Annotated in this window: 19 protein-coding genes and 1 pseudogene; 11 read left to right on the forward strand and 9 right to left on the reverse strand. The window is 73.0% G+C overall.

Annotation, left to right across the window (positions count from 1 at the left end; genetic code table 11):
• The 4 genes from fahA (at position 1) to Pma05_RS13675 (ending at position 3,963) form a co-directional block, all read left to right on the forward strand.
• Positions 1-1,206, forward strand: coding sequence for a fumarylacetoacetase (fahA, locus tag Pma05_RS13660; RefSeq protein WP_203857762.1), 1,206 nt, complete (start codon positions 1-3; stop codon positions 1,204-1,206).
• A 235-nt stretch (positions 1,207-1,441) separates the two neighbouring features.
• Positions 1,442-1,639: a DUF397 domain-containing protein gene (locus Pma05_RS13665; RefSeq protein ID WP_203857763.1), complete on the forward strand. Its 198-nt coding sequence runs from the start codon at positions 1,442-1,444 to the stop codon at positions 1,637-1,639.
• A gap of 303 nt (positions 1,640-1,942) precedes the next feature.
• Positions 1,943-2,542 carry an SRPBCC family protein gene (locus Pma05_RS13670; protein ID WP_203857764.1) on the forward strand — a complete coding sequence of 200 codons (600 nt, stop codon included), beginning with the start codon at positions 1,943-1,945 and terminating at the stop codon, positions 2,540-2,542.
• A 125-nt stretch (positions 2,543-2,667) separates the two neighbouring features.
• On the forward strand, positions 2,668-3,963 hold the full coding sequence (locus tag Pma05_RS13675) for an outer membrane protein assembly factor BamB family protein (protein ID WP_203857765.1): 1,296 nt from the start codon (positions 2,668-2,670) through the stop codon (positions 3,961-3,963).
• A 45-nt stretch (positions 3,964-4,008) separates the two neighbouring features.
• On the opposite strand, the gene Pma05_RS13680 is transcribed toward Pma05_RS13675, so the two are convergent.
• From Pma05_RS13680 to hppD, 6 genes are all read right to left on the reverse strand, one after another.
• Positions 4,009-4,950: a hypothetical protein gene (locus tag Pma05_RS13680; protein ID WP_203857766.1), complete on the reverse strand. Its 942-nt coding sequence runs from the start codon at positions 4,948-4,950 to the stop codon at positions 4,009-4,011.
• Between the two features lie 91 nt (positions 4,951-5,041).
• Positions 5,042-5,596 (reverse strand): hypothetical protein, encoded by a 555-nt coding sequence (locus Pma05_RS13685; RefSeq protein ID WP_203857767.1) that lies wholly within the window; start codon positions 5,594-5,596, stop codon positions 5,042-5,044.
• A 142-nt stretch (positions 5,597-5,738) separates the two neighbouring features.
• Positions 5,739-6,881 carry a histidinol-phosphate transaminase gene (gene hisC / locus Pma05_RS13690; RefSeq protein ID WP_203857768.1) on the reverse strand — a complete coding sequence of 381 codons (1,143 nt, stop codon included), beginning with the start codon at positions 6,879-6,881 and terminating at the stop codon, positions 5,739-5,741.
• Positions 6,878-7,969: an RDD family protein gene (locus Pma05_RS13695; RefSeq protein ID WP_203857769.1), complete on the reverse strand. Its 1,092-nt coding sequence runs from the start codon at positions 7,967-7,969 to the stop codon at positions 6,878-6,880. The genes hisC and Pma05_RS13695 overlap by 4 nt, the downstream gene beginning before the upstream one ends.
• A gap of 28 nt (positions 7,970-7,997) precedes the next feature.
• On the reverse strand, positions 7,998-8,645 hold the full coding sequence (locus Pma05_RS13700; RefSeq protein ID WP_203857770.1) for an RDD family protein: 648 nt from the start codon (positions 8,643-8,645) through the stop codon (positions 7,998-8,000).
• A gap of 32 nt (positions 8,646-8,677) precedes the next feature.
• Positions 8,678-9,898 carry a 4-hydroxyphenylpyruvate dioxygenase gene (gene hppD, locus Pma05_RS13705; RefSeq protein WP_203857771.1) on the reverse strand — a complete coding sequence of 407 codons (1,221 nt, stop codon included), beginning with the start codon at positions 9,896-9,898 and terminating at the stop codon, positions 8,678-8,680.
• 137 nt (positions 9,899-10,035) lie between these two features.
• On the opposite strand from hppD, the gene Pma05_RS13710 reads away from it, so the two are divergent.
• Complete coding sequence (locus tag Pma05_RS13710; RefSeq protein WP_203857772.1) at positions 10,036-10,578, forward strand: Lrp/AsnC family transcriptional regulator; 543 nt, start codon at positions 10,036-10,038, stop codon at positions 10,576-10,578.
• On the opposite strand, the gene Pma05_RS13715 is transcribed toward Pma05_RS13710, so the two are convergent.
• Positions 10,482-11,522, reverse strand: coding sequence for an ArsR/SmtB family transcription factor (locus Pma05_RS13715; RefSeq protein ID WP_203858044.1), 1,041 nt, complete (start codon positions 11,520-11,522; stop codon positions 10,482-10,484). The two genes, Pma05_RS13710 and Pma05_RS13715, sit on opposite strands and share 97 nt — an antisense overlap.
• A 231-nt stretch (positions 11,523-11,753) precedes the next feature.
• On the opposite strand from Pma05_RS13715, the pseudogene Pma05_RS13720 reads away from it, so the two are divergent.
• From Pma05_RS13720 to Pma05_RS13730, 3 genes and pseudogenes are all read left to right on the forward strand, one after another.
• A pseudogene (locus Pma05_RS13720) lies at positions 11,754-12,977 on the forward strand (MFS transporter); the annotation flags it as partial.
• 178 nt (positions 12,978-13,155) lie between these two features.
• Complete coding sequence (locus tag Pma05_RS13725) at positions 13,156-14,586, forward strand: outer membrane protein assembly factor BamB family protein (protein ID WP_372441469.1); 1,431 nt, start codon at positions 13,156-13,158, stop codon at positions 14,584-14,586.
• Between the two features lie 272 nt (positions 14,587-14,858).
• Positions 14,859-16,529 (forward strand): fumarate hydratase, encoded by a 1,671-nt coding sequence (locus tag Pma05_RS13730; protein ID WP_203857773.1) that lies wholly within the window; start codon positions 14,859-14,861, stop codon positions 16,527-16,529.
• Between the two features lie 181 nt (positions 16,530-16,710).
• Here Pma05_RS13730 and Pma05_RS13735 read toward each other — a convergent pair whose 3' ends face one another.
• Positions 16,711-16,908, reverse strand: a complete 198-nt coding sequence (locus Pma05_RS13735) for a hypothetical protein (protein WP_203857774.1) — start codon at positions 16,906-16,908, stop codon at positions 16,711-16,713.
• Positions 16,909-17,210: 302 nt separating this feature from the next.
• Here Pma05_RS13735 and Pma05_RS13740 point away from each other — a divergent pair, with 302 nt between their 5' ends.
• The 3 genes from Pma05_RS13740 to Pma05_RS13750 all read left to right on the forward strand — a co-directional run bounded on the left by Pma05_RS13740 (position 17,211) and on the right by Pma05_RS13750 (position 22,523).
• Positions 17,211-20,207 carry an AfsR/SARP family transcriptional regulator gene (locus Pma05_RS13740; RefSeq protein WP_203857775.1) on the forward strand — a complete coding sequence of 999 codons (2,997 nt, stop codon included), beginning with the start codon at positions 17,211-17,213 and terminating at the stop codon, positions 20,205-20,207.
• Between the two features lie 184 nt (positions 20,208-20,391).
• On the forward strand, positions 20,392-21,792 hold the full coding sequence (locus Pma05_RS13745) for a class II fumarate hydratase (RefSeq protein ID WP_372441470.1): 1,401 nt from the start codon (positions 20,392-20,394) through the stop codon (positions 21,790-21,792).
• Positions 21,793-21,833: 41 nt separating this feature from the next.
• Positions 21,834-22,523, forward strand: coding sequence for an HAD family hydrolase (locus Pma05_RS13750; protein WP_239312328.1), 690 nt, complete (start codon positions 21,834-21,836; stop codon positions 22,521-22,523).
• A gap of 95 nt (positions 22,524-22,618) precedes the next feature.
• Here Pma05_RS13750 and Pma05_RS13755 read toward each other — a convergent pair whose 3' ends face one another.
• Positions 22,619-23,362: an IclR family transcriptional regulator gene (locus tag Pma05_RS13755; RefSeq protein WP_203857777.1), complete on the reverse strand. Its 744-nt coding sequence runs from the start codon at positions 23,360-23,362 to the stop codon at positions 22,619-22,621.
• Between the last annotated feature and the right edge of the window lie 32 nt (positions 23,363-23,394).

Consider the following 23,394-nt stretch of genomic DNA (forward strand, 5'->3'; position numbering starts at 1 on the left):
GTGACCTGGGTGGCGGAGGCGGCGGGATCGACGTACGGGGTGCAGAACCTGCCGTACGGGGTCTTCCGGTCGGCGGGGCGGGCGCCCCGGATCGGCGTACGGGTCGGGGATCTCGTCCTCGACCTCGACGGCGCGGAGGCGGCCGGACTGCTACTGGCCGGCGGCGCGCTGCGGCAGCCGACCCTGAACGCGTTCCTGGCGCTCGGCCGGGCACAGTGGAGCACCGTCCGGAGCCGGATCGTGGAGCTGCTGAGCGACGAGCGGCACCGGGCGGCGGTGACCCCGCTGCTGCTCCCGCTCGACCGGGTCGAGCTGGTCATGCCGTTCGGGGTCGCCGACTACGTCGACTTCTACTCCTCCGAGCAGCACGCGAGCAACGTCGGGAAGATCTTCCGGCCCGACGGGCGGGCGCTGCTGCCGAACTGGCGGCACCTGCCGGTCGGCTACCACGGCCGGGCAGGCACGGTGGTGGTCTCCGGTACCCCGGTGGTCCGCCCGACGGGGCAGCGCGGCACCCCGGACGGGCCGGTGTACGGGCCGTCGACCCGGCTGGACATCGAGGCCGAGGTCGGCTTCGTGGTCGGCGTACCGTCGCCGCTGGGCGGGCGGGTCGGGGTGCGGGACTTCCCGGCGCACGTCTTCGGGGTGGTGCTGCTCAACGACTGGTCGGCCCGGGACATCCAAGCCTGGGAATACCAACCCCTCGGGCCGTTCCTCGGCAAGTCGTTCTGCACCTCGGTCTCGCCCTGGGTGGTGCCGCTGGAGGCGCTGGCCGACGCCTGGGTACCGGCCCCGGCGCAGGAGCCGGCGGTGCTCGACTACCTGCGGGACGTACCGCACCTGGGGCTGGACCTGCGGCTGACGGTGGACTGGAACGGCACCCGGGTCAGCGAGCCGCCGTTCGCCGGGATGTACTGGACGCCGGCCCAGCAGCTCGCCCACCTGACGGTGAACGGGGCGGCGCTGCGTACGGGTGATCTCTACGCCTCCGGCACGGTCTCCGGGCCCCGCCGGGAGCAGGTCGGCTCGTTCCTCGAACTGACCTGGGGCGGGGCCGAGCCCGTGCGGCTCTCCGACGGCTCGACCCGGACCTTCCTGGACGACGGCGACACGGTCAGCATCGGCGCCACCGCGCCGGGACCGGACGGCAGCACGATCGGGCTCGGCGAGGTCGTCGGCACGATCGCCCCGGCCCGCCCGAACTGAGGTCCGGCGGTACGGGATCTGGTTCCGCTCAGTGCCGCACCGACGGCCCACAATTCCGCCCAGCGTACGCACAGCCGGTCTCCAGTCGGCATTCAGTCAGCTCCCGCACAGCCGGTCGGACGAAGTGTGCGATTGACCGGCCGGGACGAGTAACAGGATTGCTCATCGCGCGTTGACTTACCCGGACGGTGACAAACCCGTCATCAAGTGTCATACGCCTTGAAAGGGTACAAAAATGTTCAACGCGGAAGTTGCCCGCTGGCGCAAGAGCAGCCGTTCCAACGACCAGGGACTCTGCGTCGAGGTGGCCGACAACCTGCCCGGAGTGGTCGGCGTGCGTGACTCGAAGGACCCGGACCCGGTGCTGTCGTTCGAGGCGGCCAGTTGGGCGGCCTTCGTGGCCGCGACCAGGACGGGCGCGTTCGGAAGCTGATCGAAAACCGCGCGGTTCCGAGCGTTGCCGGGACCGCGCGGTCACGGGGAACCATCGCCCTGGCTCGGGGTTGGTCCGAGCGCTGCCGGGACGGCGCGGTCACGGGGAACCTCGCCCGAGCCCAGGGTCGAATACCGGCCGAGGCGGCGTCGGGCTCGCCCGGGGGCGGCGAGGCACGGCTATCTGTTTCGCTCACTGCGGTCCGTTCGCGCGTCGCGCTGTCACGTTCTGATCACTCTGCGGCGGTCCGGGCTGTGATCGGCCCCGCCCGGGTCGTACCGTCGTGGTTGGGGGAGGTGCCCAATGTCGACGGTGGCGTTCAGCCGGCTGATCGAGGCACCCGCCGACGAGCTGTGGCGGGTCTTCACCGACCTGCCCGCCCGCCACCGATGGCTCTGCCAGGTCGACGAGGTCGAGGTACTGGACCCGGCCGGGCCGCCGGCACCGGACGAGATCTCCGCGCCGCCCGGCCCCGGCAGCGGGCCTGGCACGGGCAGCGGGCCTGCGCCGAGCAGCGGTTCTGGGACGGGCAGCGGGCTCGGGGTCGGCACCGTCTGGCGGGAGAGTCGGACCGGGCCGGACGGCACCGTGATGGTCGAGGAGTTCACGGTCCAGGAGGTGTCACCGCCCCGGCGACTCGTGGTCGGCTCGTCGGGCAACGGCGTGGACTACCTGACGACGTACACCTTCGTTCCGGTGCCGGCGCGGCGGCCGGGCCGGCACCGGACCGTGGTGACGGTCAGCCACGAGGGTGTGCCCACCGCGCGGTACGGCCGGCTGCTGGCGGTGCTCTTCGGCGGGCTCGCCGCGCGGGCCGGCGAGGGCGCGCTGCGCCGGGACCTGGCCGACCTGGCCGCCACCGCCACCGGCCCTGGCCGGAGCGGCCCGGCCGTCGCCGCCTGACCGACCGCCGCCTGAAGACCGCCGCCTGAAGACCGCCGCCTCACCAACTGCCACCGACCTATTCGCGCACCTGCCAGGTGGTGGCCGGCCGGTGGCCGATAGGGTTCCGGCGGAGGTGTCCGGGCATGGCAACGCCGAACGGCGCGCGGAACTGGCCGCGAACGGCGGTCGCCATCACGGTGGCGGTGCTGCTCGTGGTCGGGTCCGCCGTGGTCGTCTACCGGGTGCTGGCGCCGGCCGAGGTGAGCACCCCGGCCTCCGCCGACTACCCGGCTCCGGTGACCGTCCGACCCGGTGTGGTCGGCACCCTGAACGCGGCACCGCTGATCGTCGACGACCGGATCAGGGTCTACGCCACCACCCGACAGATCCGGGCCGACCGGCCGGTCGACGCGCCCACCCGGCGCACGCCGTACTGGTCGTACCGGCGCTGGCCGGCGCAGGTGGCGGGGCTGGTGGCCGAGGGCGGCACGGTGGTGACCCGCTGGTCGGACGGCGAACTGGTGGCGCTGGACGCGCGTACCGGGGCGGTCCGCTGGCGGGCCACCGGACCGCGCCCCGGGCACGGCTATCACGGTCGGCGCACCGGAGCCGCCACCGTCTACGCCCCGACCGGCCTCTACACGGCCCGTACGTCAGCCGGCCGACCCGTACTCGTGGTCGGCGGGACCGCCGACCGGCGCGGGATCGACCTCGACACCGGCCGGGAACTGTGGCGGCTCGCCGCCGACCCGGCCTGCTCCGACGGTGGTCCGGACGACGAGGCCGCCGCCGGGGCTGGTCAGGGGCTGACCACCACCGACGGGTTCTTCGCGGTCCTGGACAACTGTGCCGGGGCACGCGACGTCGAGTTCCACGACGTGGCCACCGGTACCCTCGCCGGTCGCTGGCGTCCCGACGACTCGGGACAGCCGATCCAGGTCAGCCCGGTCGGCTGCGCGGCCGGGCGGTCCGGCTGCCGCGCCCTGCGAACGGTCAGCGGTGGCGTGACCCGGGGCTGGCTGGTCGACGGGGTCCGCCCGGTGCCGGCCCCGGCACTGGACGCACCCGAGGCCGTACTGGTCGACGAGGTCGCGGTGGCGCCGGGCGGGACCGGGCTGGTGGCCCGGTCGGTGCGGACCGGTGCCGAACTGTGGCGCTGGTCGGAGGCCGGGCAGGCCCGGCTGGTCGCCGCCCAACCGGGCCGGGTGCACCTGCGTACCGCCGGAGGTGACCTGGTCACCCTGGACGCCGCGACCGGGGCGGAACTGTCCCGGTTCCCGTTCACGTACGGGCGGGACTCGACCACCTGGTCGCCCGGGTTCGCGTACGCCGCCGGTGGTTTCGTCGCGGTGGAGCGGCTCGCCGAGCCGGTGGACCCGGCCGCCGGGGACGACCGCTACTACCTCGCCGCCCAGCCGGTGATCCTGGCCGGTACCTGACCGGGGCCCGGACGCGGCTCGTCAGCCCGGCCGGCGGCGTCGGGTTCAGGCGTCGACTTCGGTCCCGACCCTGCGTCGCTGGCGGATCCGGCGGGCCACGACGAAGAGCACCCCGGCGATGACCAGGCCGCTGGCCAGCGAGGTGCCGAGGATGCCCCACGGGGTGGCCAGGGGTGCGAAGAGCCGGCTCGGCTTCCCCACCTCGCCCGGATCCGGGAAGGTCACCTCTCCGGTGGCGTTCTGGCGTACCGTGCCGCTCTCCAGCGCGATATCGATCTTCCACGGTCCGTTTGGCAGTTCCCGGGGGAACCGGACGGTGACCGTGCCGGTCTCGCCGAGGCCGAGAGTCGTGCCCTGGACGACGTCGAACGGCCCGGCCCGCAGGTCGGCGGGACCCTCCGACAGGGACACCGACCCGCCGACGTCCAGCGCCCGCTGCCCGGTGTTGACGACCCGGATGGCCACCGACGGTACGCCCTGCGGGTCCCGGGCCGGCACCAGCTCACCGATCGTGAAGTTGGACGGTGGCTCGCCGCCGAGACCGACGTCGAGATAGACGCGTACGCCGACGCGGTGGATCTGGTTGATGCCGTCCGACTCGTTCGGCCGGGACTTCGTCGATGCCCAGATCACCGCGTACCGCTCCCCGGCCGAGGTCGGTGGTGGCACGTCGACGGTCGCCCTGACCCGTGCCCTGTCGCCCGGCGCCAGGTCCAGCCGGTCCTTGTCGAGCGAGATCCACGAGGCCAGGTCGTTCTGGGTACGTCCCTCGCCGAACTGGAACCGGCCCTCGTCGACGCTGGCGGCTGCCGGGTACAGGTCTATCCGCTGGGTCCTGGCGGTCTTGTTCACCACCAGCAGGTTCCGCCGGATGACCGTGCCGGGTGGCAGGTGGTCGACGATGTGCCGCCGGGCCCGGGGGTCGGCGCGACGCTCGACGGGTGCCTCCAGCAACTGGATTCCGATCGTCGGCGCGTCGTCCCGCACAGCCGCCGCCGCCTCGCCGGCCCCGGCGGTCAGGCCGGGGCCGGCGAGGCAGAGCAGGGCGAGGAGCAGGTGTCCGACGACCCCGCCGCCGTTACGCGACCGAATGCGTCACCGTCCCGGTGTAGGTGCCGGCCTCGTTGTCGAGCGGGACGTTCACCACCAGGGTCGGGTTCCAGGCCGCGCTGTTGTTGCCGGTGCCACCGGTGTGGCTGAAGGCGGTGAGCGGTGTCGTGTTGTCGAGCGGCGCCGCGGCGGCGGCGTTGACCTGTCCGGGGGTGAAGGTGCCGTTGCCGGTCGTCGCGGTGGCCGGTCCGGACCAGTAGTCGACCTCGGAGGCGAGGATGGTCTCGCTCGCGGTGGCCGTACCGGTGGTGAAGTCCGTGGAGGTCACCGTCGCCGTCCAGGAGGCGTCGGCCGAGGCCCGCTCGTCGGTCACGGTGACCACGCCGAGTTGCCCGTCGAGCGGGCTGCCGGGCGAACCGGTGCCGAGGTCGGCGGTGGCGGGAACGGTGATGTCCAGCGTGCCGGCGAGGAGTTCGAAGGTGACGTCGGTGTCACCGGTCGGAGCGGCTGCGGCGGGCGAGCCGAGCAGCCCTGCCGCCAGTACGGCGGCGGAGCTGACCAGCAGGGCTTTGGTGATACGCACGATTCTGATCCACCTTGATCTGGTTCCGGGCAGGCTGTGGGCGGTCGACAACCGTCCAACTGGTCCGAAAGTACCCCGACACGGCGGAACAAGGGCATAAAAGCTTAAAAACGGAAAAAGCGGGCGAAGGACCCGAATTCACCTACAGAGCGGAGTCGGCGGCGGCGAGGAAGGCGTCGTTCTCCGCCGGGGTGCCGATGGTGACGCGTACGCCCTCGCCGGCGAAGGGGCGGACGATGATCCCGCGTGCCTCGCACGCCTGTGCGAACGGCACCGACCGGTCGCCGAGCGGCAACCAGACGAAGTTCGACTGGCTGGCCGGTACCGTCGCGCCGACCGGCCCGGCCGGCAGCCGCTTGCGGAGCGCCTCGGTGACCCGGTCCCGCTCGGCGACGACCAGCGCGCAGCGCCGCCGTACCTCGTCGGTCTGGGCGAGCGCGGCCAGCGCCCCGGACTGGGCGGCCAGGCTGGTGGAGAACGGGGTCACCACCTTGCGTACCGCCGCCGCCACCTCCGGCTGCCCGACCAGGAAGCCGATCCGCAGCCCGGCCAGCCCCCACGCCTTGGAGAAGGTGCGCAGCACCACCACGTTCGGCCGGTCGCCGTAGGCCGCGAGGCCGTCCGGCACCTCGGGGTCGGTGACGAACTCCCGGTACGCCTCGTCGAGCACCACCAGCACGTCGTCCGGCACCGCGCCGAGGAACCGGTCCAACTCGGCCCGGCGCAGACTGGTCCCGGTCGGGTTGTTCGGGTTGCAGACCAGGATCAGCCGGGTCCGGTCGGTCACCGCCGCCGCCATCGCGGTCAGGTCGTGCCCGTGCCCGGCGTCGTTCGGCACCCGCACGCTGGTGGCGCCGCTGGTCGCCGCGATGATCGGGTACGCCTCGAAGGAGCGCCACGAGTAGACGACCTCGTCCCCGGGCAGGCAGGTGGCCCGGACCAGGTGCTCGGCCAGCGCCACCGACCCGCAGCCGGTGGCGATCCGGTCCGCGTCCACGCCGTGCCGCTCGGCGAGCGCCGCCCGCAGCGCCAGTACGCCCATGTCCGGGTAGCGGTGTGCCTCGGCGACCGCCTCGGCGACCGCCTCGACCACCCCGGGCAGCGGCCCGTACGGCACCTCGTTGCTGGCCAGCTTGATCGCTTCCGGCAGGCCCAGTTCCCGGGCCAGGTCCGCCGGGCTCCGCCCGGGTACGTAGTTGGGCAGCGCGTCGAGATCGGCGCGGGTCAGCCGGGGCGCCCGGGGCTGCCGGTCGGGGCCGGGGGTGGAACTGGTCGGACCGGTCATGACGGGGGGCCTCCAGAGCTGTCGTGCGGGGTGCCGGTGGGCTCGGCCGGGGGAGTGGCCGCCGAGGAGGACCGCACCACCACGGTCTGGCCCCGCTTGTCGTGCAGGGCCTGCCGCAGCGGCCGGTCGAAGAACGGAAGCGCGCAGTCGACGAGCTGGATCAGGAAGCCGATGCCGCAGCAACTCCAGAGGAAGACCGGCAGGCCGAGCATGTTGAACCGCCGGAACGAGCGGCCGAAGCCCAACTGCTCGGTCTCGGCCAGCGGTACGACCTTGATCCCCATCACCCGCTTGCCGAAGGTCTGCCCGGTGTTGGCCACCGACGGCACCTCGTAGGCGAACCAGAGCGCGACCGCGATCAGCAGGATGACCACCTGCAAACCGTCGGCCTGCGCGCTCGCCTGGGGCAGGCCCTCGGTGGTCGACTCGCCGGCCAGGGCGCGCCGGAAGATCTCCCGGGTGACCGGCTCGATCTCCTGCACGAAACGCCAGACGAACCAGCCGTTCACCACCACGTTGAGCAGCAGCACCAGGCTGATGTCGATCAGCCGGGCGACCACCCGGGCGCCGAGTGGCGCCAGCTCCAGCCCGTGCGGCCGGGGCGGTGGCGCCCCCCAGTACGGCTGCGGCCAGCCTGGCGGCGGCGGCCCGTACGGCGCCCCGGGCGGCGGCGGCCCGTACGGCTGACCGGCCGGTCCGGCGCCGGGCCAGCCGGCCGGTGGTCCGGAGGCCGGTGGCCCGCTCGGTGGTGCCCCGCTGACCGGCGGTGCCCCGCCCGGCGGCGGACCGCTGACCGGTGGACCACCCCACGGCGGTCCGCCCCAGGGTGGTCCGCCCCAGGGCGCGGCCGGTCCGCCGGGCGCCCCGGGCGGGGGCGGCGTCGCCGGTGAGCCGGGCGCGGCGGGGGAACCCGGTGCCCCGGCACCGCTGGACGGTGCGGGGGCCGGCTCGGGCTCCTCGGCCGGCGGCGGACCGGGTGGTGGGGTGGCGTCGACGGGCAGCGCCGCGCCGATCCAGCCCTCGCCGTCCCAGTACCGCTGGGTGGTCGGCTCGGCGGGGTCGGCGTACCAGCCCGGTTGCACCGTCACCGGGACGACCTTGGTTGAGTCCTGACGTTCACGCTGGAACCTTAACCACCACGGTCCTGGCGAACTTGTCGTGGAGGCACTGCTGGTACGGCTTGTCCCAGAGCTGCCAGAGCCCGTCGATGTAGCTCAGCCCGGGGACCAGGCCGCCGCCCGCCTGCACCAGGTATCGCCGGGCGAGCGGGGCCCGGCCGATCGAGCCGGCCGGATCCAGCGGGACGATCTTGATTTTCATCACCCGCTTGCCGACGGTCTGCCCGGTCCGCTTCGTCAGTTCCACCTGGTAGAGGTATTGAATGGCGAACGCGACCACCAGCAGGGCGGCCTCCAGCAGCAGGAATGGCACCAGGAAGCCGAGCGGGTCCGGCTCGACGACGTAACTGTCCGGATCGGGCACGGTGAAGAAGTCCCTGCCCACCGTCAAGAAGAAGACGACGAACGCCGGGATCATGATCACCATCATCGTCCCGCCGAGGATCGCCGCGTCGATCAGGTACGCCAGCAGCCGGTCGACGAACGAGGCGAGCGGCTGACCGGACGGGCTGACCGGCGGCGGCGCCACCGGGTAACCGGGCAACGGACCGTAACCGGTCCGACCCGGCGCGTACTGCGGCGGGGCGTAACCCGGCGGCGGGCCGTAGCCGGGCGGCGGAGCGTAGCCCTGTGGTGGCGGAGGCATGGGCGGAGGCTGCTGGGTCACGCAGGACAGTGTTACAGGTTTCCGCGCGCCTCTTGTTCCCGCTCGATGGCCTCGAAGAGCGCCTTGAAGTTGCCCTTGCCGAAACCGAGGGATCCGTGCCGCTCGATCAGCTCGAAGAAGACCGTCGGCCGGTCCTGCACCGGCTTGGTGAAGATCTGCAACAGGTAGCCGTCCTCGTCCCGGTCGACCAGGATCTTCCGGGCCTTCAGCTCCTCGATCGGGGCGCGTACCCGGCCGATCCGGGCCCGCAGCTCCGGGTCGTCGTAGTACGAGTCCGGGGTGTCCAGGAACTCGACGCCGGCCGCCCGCATCGCGTCGACGCTGGCCAGGATGTCGTTGGTGGCCAGCGCGATGTGCTGGGCACCCGGCCCGCCGTAGAACTCCAGGTACTCGTCGATCTGCGACTTGCGCCGGGCCACCGCCGGCTCGTTGAGCGGGAACTTGACCTTGCGGGTACCGTTCGCCACCACCTTCGACATCAGCGCCGAGTAGTCGGTGGCGATGTCGTCGCCGATGAACTCGGCCATGTTGGTGAAGCCCATCACCCGGCGGTAGAACTCCACCCACTCGTCCATCCGGCCCAGCTCGACGTTGCCGACCACATGGTCGACGGCCTGGAAGAACCGCTTCGGCTGCACTCCCGCGTCGATCATCGGCTGCCGGTCCACGATCGGGCCCCGCGCGACGAAGCCGGGCAGGAACGGGCCCTGGTAGCGGGACCGGTCGACCAGCGAGTGCCGGGTGTCGCCGTAGGTGGCGATGGTGGCGATCCGGACCGTGCCGTGCGAGTCGGTGACGTCGTACGGGGCGGCCAGGCCGGTCGCGCCCTGCGCCATCGCGTACGCGTACGCCGCGTCCACGTCCGGCACCGCCAGCGCGATGTCGAGTACGCCGTCGCCGTGCCGGGCCACGTGGTCGGCGTCCGGGGCGTCCGGGCGGACCGCACCGGTGAAGACGAACCGGGCCGATCCGCTGGTCAGCACGTACTCGGCGTGATCCCGGTGACCCTGCTCCGGCCCTCGGTACGCCACCCGGGTCATCCCGAACGCGGTCGAGTAGTAGTGCGCGGTCTGCTTCGCGTTGCCGACCATGAACCGGATGTGGTCGATGCCCTGCACCGGGAAGGGGTCGGCGGCGTCCTCGTGTGCGACGGCCCCGACGAGCCGGTCGAGGTCGACCTCGGAGTCCAGTTCCGTGCCGACGGTGGACGGCTGGTGGAGTGCGCTGGTCATCGTTCTGCCTCCCTGGGGTGCCGCGACCGACCGGCGGCCCGGCCCGACCTTTCCGGGAGCATCCCGCTCGCCCGCCGACCTGGGCAACCGATCGGCGAAATGCTGGGCAGGTTGTGCATTTAGTATGGTCAACAGCCGTGACTACTGTGCAGGATGTGCAGCTCGACCAGCTCGACGTCAGGCTGGTCGAGCTGCTCGACGCCGAACCCCGGATCGGCGTCCTGGAGTGCTCCCGCCGGCTCCAGGTGGCCCGGGGCACCGTGCAGGCCCGGCTCGACAAGCTGCTCGCCCGGGGCGTGATCGCAGGGCTCGGGCCGCAGCTCGACCCGGCGGCGATCGGCTTCGCGGTGACCTCGTTCGTCACGCTGGAGATCCACCAGCGTCCCGGCCACGACCCGGTGACCGCGCACCTGCGCGGCATCCCCGAGGTGCTGGAGGCGCACACCATCACCGGCTCCGGCGACGTGCTCTGCCGGATCGTCGCCCGGTCCAACGCCGACCTGCAACGGGTGCTCGACCAGATCCTCTCGCACGAGCAGATCGCCCGGGCGTCCAGCATCATCGCGTTGGCGGAGAAGATCCCCTACCGGGTGCTGCCGCTGCTCCGCTCGGCCGTGGACACCGCGCCGGAGGGCGGCGACTCGGCGGCGAGCGCGTCGCCTAGCGCGGTGCGCTCGTAGCGGACCGACCGGCCGAGCCGGGTCCGGCTGACTAGCCCGGCGTCCCGGAGCACCGCCAGGTGCCCGCCGACGCTGCCCAGCCCGCTGCCGAGCTGGGCGACGAGTTGACTGGTGGTGGCGGGGACGGCCAGGGCCCGCAGCACCGCCGCCCGGGAGCCGCCGACCAGCCGGTCCACCGCGTCCGGGGTACGGCCGGGCGGGGGCGGGCCGAGCAGGTCGGCGACGCCCCGGGCGGGATAGACGATCGCGTACGGCCAGGGCGGCTCGGTATAGCTGATCAGCGTGCCGAAGGCGCTGGGTACGAAGAGCAGCCCCCGGCCGGCCAGCGTCCGGTTGCCCCGGTCGGTGCAGTCGACCTCGATCACCCCGTCCGTCCCGTCCGAGATCCAGCGCAGCCGGGGATCGAGGTCGGCGAGCGCGGCGGCCCAGCCGTACGTGCCGAGCTGACCGGCCCGGCGCAACAGGTCCCGTTCCAGCACCGCCCGCAGCCGTGGCCAGTCCGGCGCCACCAGCGTGCTCCAGACCGCCTCGATCCCGTCGGCGATCCGGTCCACCACGTCCGGTGCCTCGAAGATCCGCCGCGCGTACTCCGGCGGGGTCCGGTGCCCGGCCAGGTTGCGGGCCAACTCCTCGCGGGCCTGCTCCAGCGGGGTGGCCCGGATCGCGGCCAGCTCGTCGGCGAAGGTCAGCCCGACCCCGGACGGCGGCGGCTGTACGAAGTCCGCGTTGTAGCCGCCCCGGCGTAGCAGCGTCAACAGCGCCCCGACCGCCGGCCGGTCCCGCCGCAGTCGCAGGTAGCGGTCCCGGACCCGGGCCACCCAGGGAGCCAGCGGGGCCGACCGGTATTGACCGGCGCAGAGCCGCAATGCCGACATCGCCTCGCCGAGCGGCGAGATGGCGAACCGGCTGGCCGCCACGTCGGCCGAGGTCACCTCGATCCGGATGGTCACCGACGGGCTCCTTCCGCCGTTACCGCGCCGACGCGCCCACCGACGGAGTGCCCGCCGACGGAGCGGGCTCCGACGGCGCGGGCTCCGACGCGGAGTTGCCGGCACCTTTCGCTGCTGCCCGAAACCCTAGTCCGGTGCGGCGGGTTCGCGCACGCTGGCCGGGTGAGCACCGCGACAGGGCCGGCCGAGGGCCGGGCGAGCACGGCGACGGGCCCGGCCGAGGACCTGGCCAGCCGGCCGGCGACGTTCGGCAGTGTGCTGGCGGTACCCGAGTTCCGGGCGGTCTTCGCCAGCTTCGGCGTGTTCATGGTCGGCGAGACGGTGAAGATGCTCGCCCTCGCCGTACTCCTCTACGAGCGGACCGGGTCGGCGCTGCTCGCCGCGCTGGCGTACGTGGTCGGCTTCCTGCCGTACGCCGTCGGCGGCGTGCTGCTGCTCGCCCTCGCCGACCGGTGCCGGCCCCGGGCCCTGATGGTCGGCTACGACCTGCTCCGGCTCGCCGCGGTCGCGGTACTCGCGCTCGGGGTACTGCCGCCGGCCGGCATGCTCGGGCTGGTCTTCGCGGTCGGGCTGCTGGCCCCGGTGAGCAGCGCCGCCCGCAACGCGCTGCTGCCGGAGTTGCTGGCCGGGGACGGCTACGTGCTCGGGCGCTCGCTCTTCACCGTCGCGGCGGGTGCGACCCAGGTGCTCGGGTTCGCCCTCGGCGGCCTGCTGCTCGGCCTGGTCGGCCCGTACGGCGCGCTCTGGCTGACCGTACTCACCTGCGCGGTCTCCGCCCTGCTGGTCCGGTACGGCGTGCGGGAGCGGCCACGCCGGGCGGTGGCCCACGGGGTGGTGCGGCAGACCTGGCGGGTCAACCGGCTGCTGCTGCGCGACCGGCGGGTCCGGGGACTGCTGCTGGCGCACTGGCTGCCCGGCTCGCTGCTGGTCGGCGCCGAGGGCGTGATCGTGCCGTACGCCGACGGGCTCGGCCGGGGTGCGAGCGCCGGTGCGCTCTTCGCGGCGTCCGCGTTCGGCATGCTGACCGGCGACCTGGTGGTGGGTCGGTGGGTCGCGCCGGCCCGGCGGGAGCGCCTGGCCCCGTGGCTGGCGCTGCTGCTCGGTGCGCCGATCCTGGGTTTCGCCGCCGGGCCGGGGCTGGCCGCCGCCATCGCGCTGTTCGGGCTGGCCACCTTCGGCTTCGCCTTCCAGCTCGGGTTGGCCCGGCGGTTCCTGGCGGCGGTGCCGGAGCAGCGCCGGGGGCAGGCGTTCGGGCTGCTCTCCACCGGGCTGATGACCGTGCAGGGGCTGGCCGCCGGGCTGGCCGGGCTGCTCGCCGAGTGGATCGCGCCGGGCCGGGTGATGGCGCTCGCCGGGCTCGCCTCGCTGGCCGCGACCCTGCTGCTGTGGCGCTGGCTCCGCCCCGAACCCGCCGAACCGGCCCCACCGTCCGCCGCCGACCTGGCCCGACTGCCCACCGACTCCGCTCGACTGCCCGACGGCCCGGCTCGACTGCCGAACGGCCCGGCTCGACCGTCCGGCGCCACTCGTGCCGGAGCGTCGGATGGGCAGGAAAGTGCGAAGATCCACGACACGGACATAACGCCCTAGCGGCACTTGCCGGACCGACCTCGTTTACGGTATCGGGATGGCCAAGGGGAGCGCCCGGAGCGCGGGCGTCATGTCCGCCCTGGCCATCGCGCTGATCGCGGTGATCGTGCTCGCCGCGACAAACGTCTGGAATCCCTTCCCCGGCGTCTGGGACTGGGTCAACCGCGACGAGCCGATCTCCGAGCCGGACGTCGTCTGGCAACAGCGGATCGGCGGTACGCCGCAGAGCGTCACCATCGCCGGCAACGCGGTGGTGATCCGCTACCGTACCCGGATCGAGTCCCGCAGCCTCGCCACCGGGCTGCGACTGTGGGAGCGCAAGGCCGACTGGGCCGCCGTCGCGGGTGGCGACCGCGACGCCGTCGTCGCCGTCGGCAAGCTGCTGAGCAAGGGCTACGAACTGCTCGACCCCGAGACCGGAGCGGTACGCCGCAAGGACAGCGCGGCGGTCGGCGTCTGGACGTACCGCAACGCCGTGGTCGACGTGCGCTGTCGGGAGCCCGTGGACTGCACGCTGACCGCCTGGGATCCCCGGGGCAGCAATCCGATCTGGACGACCTTCCTGCCCGGAGTGCAGACCGGGCCGCTGGCCGGCAACCCCGACACCCTGGGTACCCGACGGTTGACCACCCGGCAGGTGCACGAGGGGGCCGGCGGCCCGGTGGAGATGCCGCCGCTGCTCGGGCTCTCCGCGGACGGCCGGGTGCACATCGTGGACACCGCGACCGGCCGGGTGATGCAGGACGTGAAGCCGGGGCAGCAGGACCGGATCGTGGTGGTCGGCGGCCGGATGCTGCGTATCGAGGCCCGCGCCGCCGACGGCACCTGCTACTTCACGGTGGTGGCCCGGGATCCGGCGACCGGGCAGGAGGTGTGGCGCCGGGACGGGCTCAACCTGCGTACCGCGGACGGTGCGGGCTGCGTGCAGCGGAAGGATCCGCAGGGCGGGGAGAACGTCTTCGTCGGGGTCGGGCCGGACGCCCGGGAGACGGTCGTCGACGCGTACGACGGCCGGGTGCTCTGGACCGGCCCCAAGGGTGAGAAGCTGCTCGCCGTCGACGACCGGTACGCCCTCTCCCGCTCCGCCGACCAGCGCTCGATCATCGGCAGCGAACTCGCCATCGACCGGGCCCGGTGGACCCGGCCGGTCAACTCCGAGGGCGGTGCCGCGCTGGCCAGGAACGCCGCGCTGCTGATCGACCGGCGTCCGAACCGGATCATCGCGCTCGACCCGCGCAGCGGCCGGGAGTTGGCCAATCTCCGCTCGTCGGCCGAGGTGCTCGCGGTCGGTTCGGCCGGGATGGTGATCGGCGACGGGCGGGACATCGGATACTTCCAGTTCGCCGGGGCCTCGACCGGCGGCCCGGCACCGACCGCCGGCCCGGGCGGCCAGGAACCCGAGCCCGGCACCGAATGCGGCGGCCCGAAGCAGCCGGAGTGCCCACCGGAGAACGGCAAGGACGGCTGACGCTGCTCCGGTCGGCGCAGGCGTTTCCCGGATCGTGGACCTCGAATCGTGGACCTCGAATCGTGGGCCTCGAATCGTGGGCCTCGAATCGTGGGCCTCGACAGGAGGTTTCCCGGACCGGGTCGACGTGCTCCCCGCACCAGGCCGGCAGGTGTTTCCCGGCCTCGGTCGGCAGGTTCGGCCGCGGTCGGGGCGGGTCGGGTGAGAGCGGCGTCGCAGGGTCGACCCGGCGGGTGGGCCAGGCCCGGCCGGCTGGCCTAGGCTTGCCGGCTATGAGCAGTGGCGCGCCGTTCTCGTACTCCCCCCTGTTGCCCGTCGGCGCCGACCAGACCGAATACCGACTGGTCACCGACGAGGGCGTCGACGTGGTCCACGGGCCGGGCGGGCGGCGTTTCCTGACCGTGGAGCCGGCGGCACTGACCGCGCTGACCGCCGAGGCGATGCACGACATCTCGCACTACCTGCGGCCGGCGCACCTGGCCCAGTTGCGGGCCATCATCGACGATCCGGCTGCCTCGCCGAACGACCGCTTCGTCGCGCTGGACCTGCTGCGCAACGCCAACATCGCCGCCGGGGGCGTACTGCCGATGTGTCAGGACACCGGCACCGCGATCGTGCTGGGCAAGCGGGGCCGGCACGTACTGACGGACGGCTCCGACGACGAGGCGCTGTCCCGGGGCGTCTACCAGGCGTACACCCGGCTCAACCTGCGGTACTCGCAGCTCGCCCCGCTCACGATGTGGGAAGAGAAGAACACCGGAAGCAATCTGCCGGCCCAGGTGGAGATCTACGCCGAGGACCCGGACGGGCACCCGGACGCGTACAAGTTTCTCTTCATGGCCAAGGGTGGCGGCTCGGCCAACAAGTCGTACCTCTACCAGGAGACCAAGGCGCTGCTCAATCCCACCCGGATGATGCAGTTCCTGGAGGAGAAGCTGCGGCTGATCGGCACCTCGGCCTGCCCGCCCTACCACCTGGCCGTGGTCATCGGCGGCACCTCCGCCGAGTACGCCCTGAAGACCGCGAAGCTGGCCTCCGCGAAATACCTGGACAACCTGCCCACCCAGGGCTCGATGCTGGCGCACGGCTTCCGCGACCTGGAGCTGGAGGCCGAGGTACTGGAGCTGACCCGGCAGTTCGGCATCGGCGCGCAGTTCGGCGGGCGCTACTTCTGCCACGACGTACGCGTGGTCCGGCTGCCCCGGCACGGCGCCTCCTGCCCGGTCGCGATCGCGGTCTCCTGCTCCGCCGACCGGCAGGCGATGGGCAAGATCACCCCGTCCGGCGTCTGGCTGGAGCGGCTGGAGACCGATCCGGCCCGGTTCCTGCCGGACGTCACCGACGCCCAACTCGACGAGGGTGCCGAGGTCGTCCGGGTCGACCTCAACCGGCCGATGGACGAGATCCGGGCCGAGCTGTCGAAATATCCGGTGAAGACCCGGCTCTCCCTGACCGGCCCGCTGGTGGTGGCCAGGGACATCGCGCACGCCAAGATCGCCGAGCGGTTGGACGCGGGCGAGCCGATGCCGCAGTACCTGCGCGACCACGCCGTCTACTACGCCGGCCCGGCGAAGACCCCGGAGGGGTACGCTTCCGGCTCCTTCGGCCCGACCACCGCCGGCCGGATGGACGCGTACGTGCAGAAGTTCCAGGCCGCCGGCGGATCGCACGTGATGCTCGCCAAGGGGAACCGCTCCGGCCAGGTGACCCGCTCCTGCCATGAGCACGGCGGGTTCTACCTCGGCTCGATCGGCGGCCCGGCGGCCCGGCTGGCGCAGGACTGCATCAAACACGTCGAGGTCCTGGAATACCCGGAACTCGGCATGGAGGCGGTCTGGAAGATCGAGGTGGTGGACTTCCCGGCCTTCATCGTCGTCGACGACAAGGGCAACGACTTCTTCGCCGAGGTGACCAAGCCGGTCCTGACCGTCGGCCGCCGCTGACCCGGCACCGCACAGCGCTGCGGCTCAAGATTCTTGTCGACCTATGGTTCGTAGTCGACCACAAGTCGCCAAGAATCTTGACGTCAGGGCCGGCCGTGCCGCTATGAACTGCTTCGCCGAGGTGAACCGTCGGTGCTGACCGTCGGGCGACGCTGACCGACGGACAACGCTGGCGCGCTGTCTAGCCGGCGCGGGACAGGGCGCTGGTGCGGACCAGTACCTGCCGTTCGGGGCCGGCGCTGCCGTCCCGGCGCAGCTCCACGCCGCGCAGGGACAGCCACTCGAGTTGTGGATACCGGCCGAGATCCGCGCCGACCCCGGTGACCCGGAGGACGAGCGGGCCGGTTCCGTAGCAGTAGTCGGATTCGGCGAATTGCAACACGTCTCCGGCGGTTGGCACCGGCCGGGTCCGATCGGGTCTTGCAGAGGCGTCCATGTCCTGGCGTCTCCTCAGGTGTGGAAGGCGGCGAAACCGCTGCTCCGACACGGTGCGTCCGTCGCCCCCACGGGCCGGCGGACGCACCGCCCCCGTCGATGTGTCTCACCTGGTGTCGTGCGTCCCAGCGCACAGTGTGGGCGGTGGCACTCTCGTTCCACTGCCACCCCGCTATCAAGTCGATTCTGCTGCGCGTGATTGTCGGGTTACTCTGCTGCCGGATGCGACCTCGGTCAGGAGCTGGCATGCGGTTCGGAATCCTTGGGCCGCTCCAGGTGAGCGGCGGTGAGTCGGCGGTGACCGCCGGCCGGGACATGGTCGTCCTGGCGGTGCTACTCCTGCATGCCCCGCAGGTGGTACCCGTCGACGAACTGGTCGACGCCATGTGGGACGCCGATCCGCCGGCCACCGCGCGGGGGCAGTTGCAGACCTGCGTCTCCCGGCTGCGCCGGCTGCTTGCCGCCGCCGGGGTGCCCGGTGAGACGATCGTCACCGGGCCGGCCGGCTACCGCATCGTGCTCGGGCCGGACGACCTGGACGCGCACCTCTTCGAGCGGCTGGTCGCCGGGGCCCGGAACGCCGCCGCCGAGCAGGACTGGCCGGAGGCGCGGGAGGGCTACCGGGCCGCCCTCGCGCTCTGGCGCGGTCCGGCGCTCGCCGGGATCACCGGTACGGCGGTCCGCCGGGGCGCGGCCTCGCTGGACGAGCAGCGCATGCTGGCGATGGAGGACGGCTTCGAGATCGAGCTGCGGCTCGGCGGCCGGAGCGGCGACCTGGCGGCCGAACTGACCGACCTGGTGGAACGCCACCCGCTGCGGGAACGGCTCCGAGGTCAACTGATGCTGGCGCTCGCCGACAGTGGCCGCCGGGCCGAGGCACTCGCGGTGTTCCGAACCGGCCGCGAGATCCTGGCCGGAGAGCTGGGCATCGAGCCCGGATCGGCGCTGCGGGAGATCCACCGGCGGGTACTCGCCGGTGAGGTCGGGCCGGCGGACGACGAGCCCGCGCCCCGGTCACCGGTACGCGCCCTGCCCCGGGCCATCGAGGACTTCACCGGCCGGCACGAGACCGTCACCCGGCTGCGCAAGGAGATCGAGGAGGCGGGGCCGAACTTCTCCGCCGTCTACGTCATCGACGGCATGCCGGGCAGCGGCAAGACGGCGCTGGCCGTACACCTGGCGACGGCGCTCGGTGCGGCGTACCCGGACGCGCACCTCTTCGTCGACCTGCACGGGCACAGCCTGCACAGCCCGCTGCCGGCGAGTACGGCCGTCGGCACGCTGCTGCGGCAACTCGGCGTACCCGGGGAGCGGATCCCGGCCGACCTCGACGACCGGCTGGCGCTGTGGCGTACCGAGTTGGCCAGCCGGCGCGTACTGCTGGTGCTCGACAACGCGGCCAGTACCGCCCAGGTCGGTCCGCTGTTGCCGGCCGGCCCCGGCTGCCTGACCGTGGTGACCAGCCGACGCCGACTGGTGGGGCTGGACGGGGTACGGGCACAGTCGCTGACCGTGCTGGAGCCCGCCGAGGCGGTCGACCTGCTGGCCCGGATCGCCGGTCCGGAACGGGTCCGGGCCGAGCCGGCGGCGGCGGAGGAGGTGGTCCGGCGCTGCGGATACCTGCCGTTGGCGATTCGGCTCGCCGGTGCCCGGCTGGCCCACCGTTCGCGCTGGCGGGTGGCGGACCTCGCCCAGCGACTCGGCGACCCGGACCGCCCGGTACTCGCCGAGTTCACCGTCGAGCACCGGACCCTGGCGGACGCCTTCGCACTGTCGTACGCCCAGTTGCCGGAGCCGGTCCAGCGGACGTTCCGGCTGCTCGGCGTGCACCCCGGGGTGCAGTTCGACCAGTACGCCTGTGCCGCGCTGACCGAGCTGCCGCTCGGGGTGGCCCGGGAACACCTCGACGAACTGGTCGACGCCCACCTGGTGGACGAGGTGGACGCCGGGCGGTTCCACCTGCACGACCTGGTCCGGGAGTACGCCACCGAACTGGTCACCGTGGTCGGCGGCGAGCCGGAGCGGCGGCAGGCGTTGCGGGCCCTGCTCGACTACTACCTGCACACCGCCGCCTCGGTGAGCCAGGTGCTCGAACCGACCGGAAACCTGCGGATGGCCGTACCGGGGGAGCCGGCCCGCACCGACCTGGTGGCCGCCGCCGCCCGGGAGGGGCGGGACTGGCTGGAGGCGGAGCGGCGCAACCTGGTGGCGCTGGTCGAGCTGGCGGTGCAGGAGGGCCTGCACCGGTACGCCTGGCAGCTCGCCCGGGCCAACTGGCGGCAGCTCTATCTCGGCGGCCACCTGGACGAGCTGATCCAGACGCACACCGACGGGCTGCGGGCGGCGGAGGCGCTCGGCGACGACGCCGGGATCGCGATCATGCACAACTACCTCACCTCGGCGTACTTCCGGCTCGGCGAGTTCCAGCGCTCGGTCGAGTCGCTGCGGGTGGTCATCGCCATCTGGGAGCGCCTCGGCGACGTCGCCGGCCGGTCGGTGGCGACGGTCAACCTCGGCCTGCCGCTGATGATGCTCGGCCGGACCCGGGAGGCGGTGCACTACCTCGAACTCGGGCTGGAGCTGGCCCGGCAGACGCCGGACTGGCACGCGATGCCGAACGCCCTCACCAACCTGGGCAGCGTCTATCTGACCCTCGGCCGCTATCCGGACGCGCTGCGGGTACTGCGGAACCGGCTCTTCATGGCCCGCCAGGTCGGCAAGATCGCCATGGTGGCGGACACGCTCGGCTCGATCGGCGCGATCTACGGACGGCTGGGCCGGCGCGACCGGGCGCTCCACCAGATGTCCGTGGCGCTGCGGGTCCAGCAGGCCCGGGGCAATCCGTTCGCCGTGGCCGACCTGTTGAACGAGATCGGCAGCATCGAGCGGGAGTGCGGCCGGCCGGAGGTGGCGGTGCAGCGGCACCGGGAGGCGTTGGCCGCGATGCGGGACGCCGGGGACCGGGCCGGCGAGTGCGCGGCCCGTAACCTGCTCGGCCGCGCCATGCTGGCGCTGGGGGACACCGCCGCCGCCCTGGACCTGCACCGGCAGGCCCTGCTCGGCGCGACGAAGATCCAACTGCCGTACGAGCAGGCCCGGGCGCTGGACGGGCTGGCCCGATGCCTCCGGGAGACCGACCCGGCGGCGGCCCGGTCGTACTGGACCCGGGCGCTGGCCCTGCTGATCCAGGTCGACTCCCCGGACCAGCACGAGATACGACGGCAGTTGCGCGACCTGGGCTGATCCGGTCCAAGTCAGCCGGCCGTCGCCAGCCGGCCGCCGTCAGCCGACCCGGTCCCGGCCCCGTCAGCCGGCCCTCGTCAGCCGGCCGCCGCCAGGCCGAGGGCGGTGCCGCCGGGCACCCAGTGCGCCGATCGGTGACGGCGATCATCTGCGGGCCGGCCCGGGGCGGGGCAGGATGGAACGCGTGACCACACCAGAGGCGGCCGGCTACCGGATCGAACGCGACACGATGGGCGAGGTGGAGGTACCCGTCGACGCGCTGTGGCGGGCCCAGACGCAGCGGGCGGTGCAGAACTTCCCGATCTCCGGACGCGGGCTCGAACCGGCGCACATCCGGGCGCTGGCCCAGATCAAGGGTGCCGCCGCGATGGTCAACGCCGAGCTGGGCGTGATCGACGAGGCGGTCGCCGGAGCGATCGTCACCGCGGCCGGGCACGTCGCCGACGGAGGCTACGACGCCGAGTTCCCGATCGACGTCTTCCAGACCGGTTCCGGCACCTCGTCGAACATGAACGCCAACGAGGTGATCGCCACGCTGGCCGCCCGCGAACTGGGCCGCGAGGTGCACCCGAACGACGACGTGAACGCCGCCCAGTCCAGTAACGACGTCTTCCCGTCCTCGATCCACCTGGCCGCCACCTACGCCGTGGTGCACGACCTGCTGCCGGCGCTGCGGCACCTGGAGTTCGCGTTGGAGTCCAAGGTGGACGAGTTCGCCGAGGTCGTGAAGGCGGGCCGTACGCACCTGATGGACGCCACCCCGGTGACCCTGGGCCAGGAGTTCTCCGGCTACGCCACCCAGCTCCAGTACGGCATCGAGCGGCTGGAGAGCTGCCTGCCCCGGCTCGCCGAACTGCCGCTCGGCGGCACCGCGGTCGGCACCGGGATCAACACCCCGGCCGGCTTCGCCCCGAAGGTGATCGAGAAACTGCGCGAGATGACCGGCTTGCCGCTGACCGAGGCGCGCAACCACTTCGAGGCGCAGGGCGCGCGGGACGGGCTGGTCGAGGTCTCCGGCCAGCTCCGTACGGTCGCAGTCGGCCTCTACAAGATCGCGAACGACATCCGCTGGATGGGTTCCGGACCCCGGGCCGGGCTGCGCGAGTTGCAGATCCCCGACCTGCAACCGGGCTCGTCGATCATGCCCGGCAAGGTCAACCCGGTGGTCTGCGAGGCGGTCCGACAGGTCTGCGCCCAGGTGATCGGCAACGACGCCACGGTCACCTTCGCCGGTTCGCAGGGCGACTTCGAGCTGAACGTGATGCTGCCGGTGCTGGCCCGCAACGTACTGGAGTCGATCCGGCTGCTCGGCAACGTCAGCCGGCTCTTCGCCGACCGCTGCGTGGTCGGCCTGGTCGCGAACGTCGACGTGGCGCTGGCGTACGCCGAGGGGTCGCCCTCGGTGGTCACCCCGCTCAACCGCTACCTGGGCTACGACGAGGCGGCGTCGATCGCCAAGGAGGCGCTGGCCAAGGAGCTGTCGATCCGCGAGGTGGTGCTCGCCCGAGGCCACGTCGAGGCGGGCCGACTCACCGCCGACCAACTCGACCAGGCCCTGGACGTCCTCCGCATGACCCACCCCTGACGCGCCGGGCGCACCGGCCACCGTCGCCTACCCTCGAACGCGTGGACCTGCGCACGGTGGTGTTCGACGCCGACGAGACCCTGGTCGACCTGCGTACGGCGGTGAACGGAGCGCTGGTTGCCGTGCTGGCCGAGATGCGGCGACTGACTCCGGCGGCCCGGGACGTCACCCTGGCGGAGATCGAGGGGGACTGGGACGCCGTCTACGCCGACCACGCCAGTGCCCCGGTCACCGAGGTACGGCGGGCCGCTCTGGCCAGGTCACTGGCCCGGGTCGGCCTGACCGCCGAACTGGAGCCGATCGCCGAGCTGTACTTCGCCCGGCGGTTCGCGCTGACCCGGCCCTTCGAGGACACCCTGCCGGCGCTCGGTGTGCTACGCCGGTCGTACACGCTCGGGTTCGCCACCAACGGCAACAGCCGGCCCGACCGGTGCGGGCTGGCCGCCGAGTTCGCCTTCGAGATCTACGCGCACATCGGGGGCGTACCGAAGAAGCCGGCGCCGGAGTTCTACGCGGCGGTGCTGACGGCGGCCGGAATGCCGCCGTCCTCGGTGGTACACGTCGGCGACTCGCCGGTTAAGGACGTCGAGGCCGCCCAGGCGGCTGGGCTGCACGCGGTCTGGCTCAACCGGGCCGGCCTGGACCGCCCGCCCGGCCTGCGCCCCGACGCCGAGATCCGTTCCCTGTCCGAACTCCCCGCGGTACTCGGCCACTGGCGCCAGAGCCCGTAGACCACGCACCTCCAGGGACCCGTAGAGGACGCAACTTCCCGGAAAGAGTGGGCATCAAGGACCAAGAGGCCACTCTTTCCCGGAAGTTGCGCAGTCTAGGAGAGCGCGGCGGCGATCTCGGTGGCGGCGGTGCGGACGTGGGTGCCGATCTTCGTGATGTCGAGGGGGGTTAGGGCTACTACGCCCACGCTGGCTTCCAGGCCGGGGACGCCCAGGACGGGGGCGGCTACGCCGTGGGCGCCGGGTTGGAGTTCACCGCTGGTCGCGACCGGGTCGGGTCGGCCCTGGCGACCGGCCAGGATCGCCCGGCCGGCCGCGCCCTGGCCCAGCGGATGCCGGGCGCCGGTCCGGTACGCGACGTGGAACGCCGTCCAGCTCGGCTCGACCACCGCCACCGCCACCGCCTCGGCACCGTCGACCACGGTCAGGTGCGCGGTCGCCCCGGTCTGCTCGGCCAGCCGGCGCAGCGCCGGCAATGCCCCGTCGGCGAGCAGCGGCTGGGCCCGGCGGGCCAGGTGCAGCAGCCCTGCGCCGAGCCGCAGCCGGCCACCGGAGTCGCGGCGGAGCATGCCGTGTTCGGTGAGCGCGCCGAGCAGCCGGTAGACCACCGCCCGACCGACACCCAACTGGGCCGCCGCCTCGGTCACGGTCAGCCCGCCGGAGGCGTCGGCGACCAGATGCAGCAGCCGTAGTCCCCGGTCCAGGGTCTGTGCCGTCTCGCCGGCCCGGCCAGCGGGCTCCTCCGCCGGGCCGGCCGTCGCGCCACCCGCCGCCCTCGCCACACCAGGCAGCGTACGGCCGGGCACGGCCGGCGCGGGAGCCGGCGCGGGAGCGGGCATGGCGGGGGGACCTTCCGGGCGGTGGTCGCGGG

This window comes from Plantactinospora mayteni, assembly GCF_016862935.1.
Taxonomy (GTDB): Bacteria; Actinomycetota; Actinomycetes; order Mycobacteriales; family Micromonosporaceae; genus Plantactinospora; species Plantactinospora mayteni.

Bases quoted from the DNA above. Each gene is read 5' to 3' on its own strand.
- Pma05_RS13665 (WP_203857763.1), top strand. From the start codon at position 1,442: ATGTTCAACGCGGAAGTTGCCCGCTGGCGCAAGAGCAGCCGTTCCAAC.
- Pma05_RS13670 (WP_203857764.1), top strand. From the start codon at position 1,943: ATGTCGACGGTGGCGTTCAGCCGGCTGATCGAGGCACCCGCCGACGAG.
- Pma05_RS13675 (WP_203857765.1), top strand. From the start codon at position 2,668: ATGGCAACGCCGAACGGCGCGCGGAACTGGCCGCGAACGGCGGTCGCC.
- hisC (WP_203857768.1), bottom strand. From the start codon at position 6,881: ATGACCGGTCCGACCAGTTCCACCCCCGGCCCCGACCGGCAGCCCCGG.
- Pma05_RS13700 (WP_203857770.1), bottom strand. From the start codon at position 8,645: ATGCCTCCGCCACCACAGGGCTACGCTCCGCCGCCCGGCTACGGCCCG.
- hppD (WP_203857771.1), bottom strand. From the start codon at position 9,898: ATGACCAGCGCACTCCACCAGCCGTCCACCGTCGGCACGGAACTGGAC.
- Pma05_RS13725 (WP_372441469.1), top strand. From the start codon at position 13,156: ATGGCCAAGGGGAGCGCCCGGAGCGCGGGCGTCATGTCCGCCCTGGCC.
- Pma05_RS13730 (WP_203857773.1), top strand. From the start codon at position 14,859: ATGAGCAGTGGCGCGCCGTTCTCGTACTCCCCCCTGTTGCCCGTCGGC.
- Pma05_RS13740 (WP_203857775.1), top strand. From the start codon at position 17,211: ATGCGGTTCGGAATCCTTGGGCCGCTCCAGGTGAGCGGCGGTGAGTCG.
- Pma05_RS13755 (WP_203857777.1), bottom strand. From the start codon at position 23,362: ATGCCCGCTCCCGCGCCGGCTCCCGCGCCGGCCGTGCCCGGCCGTACG.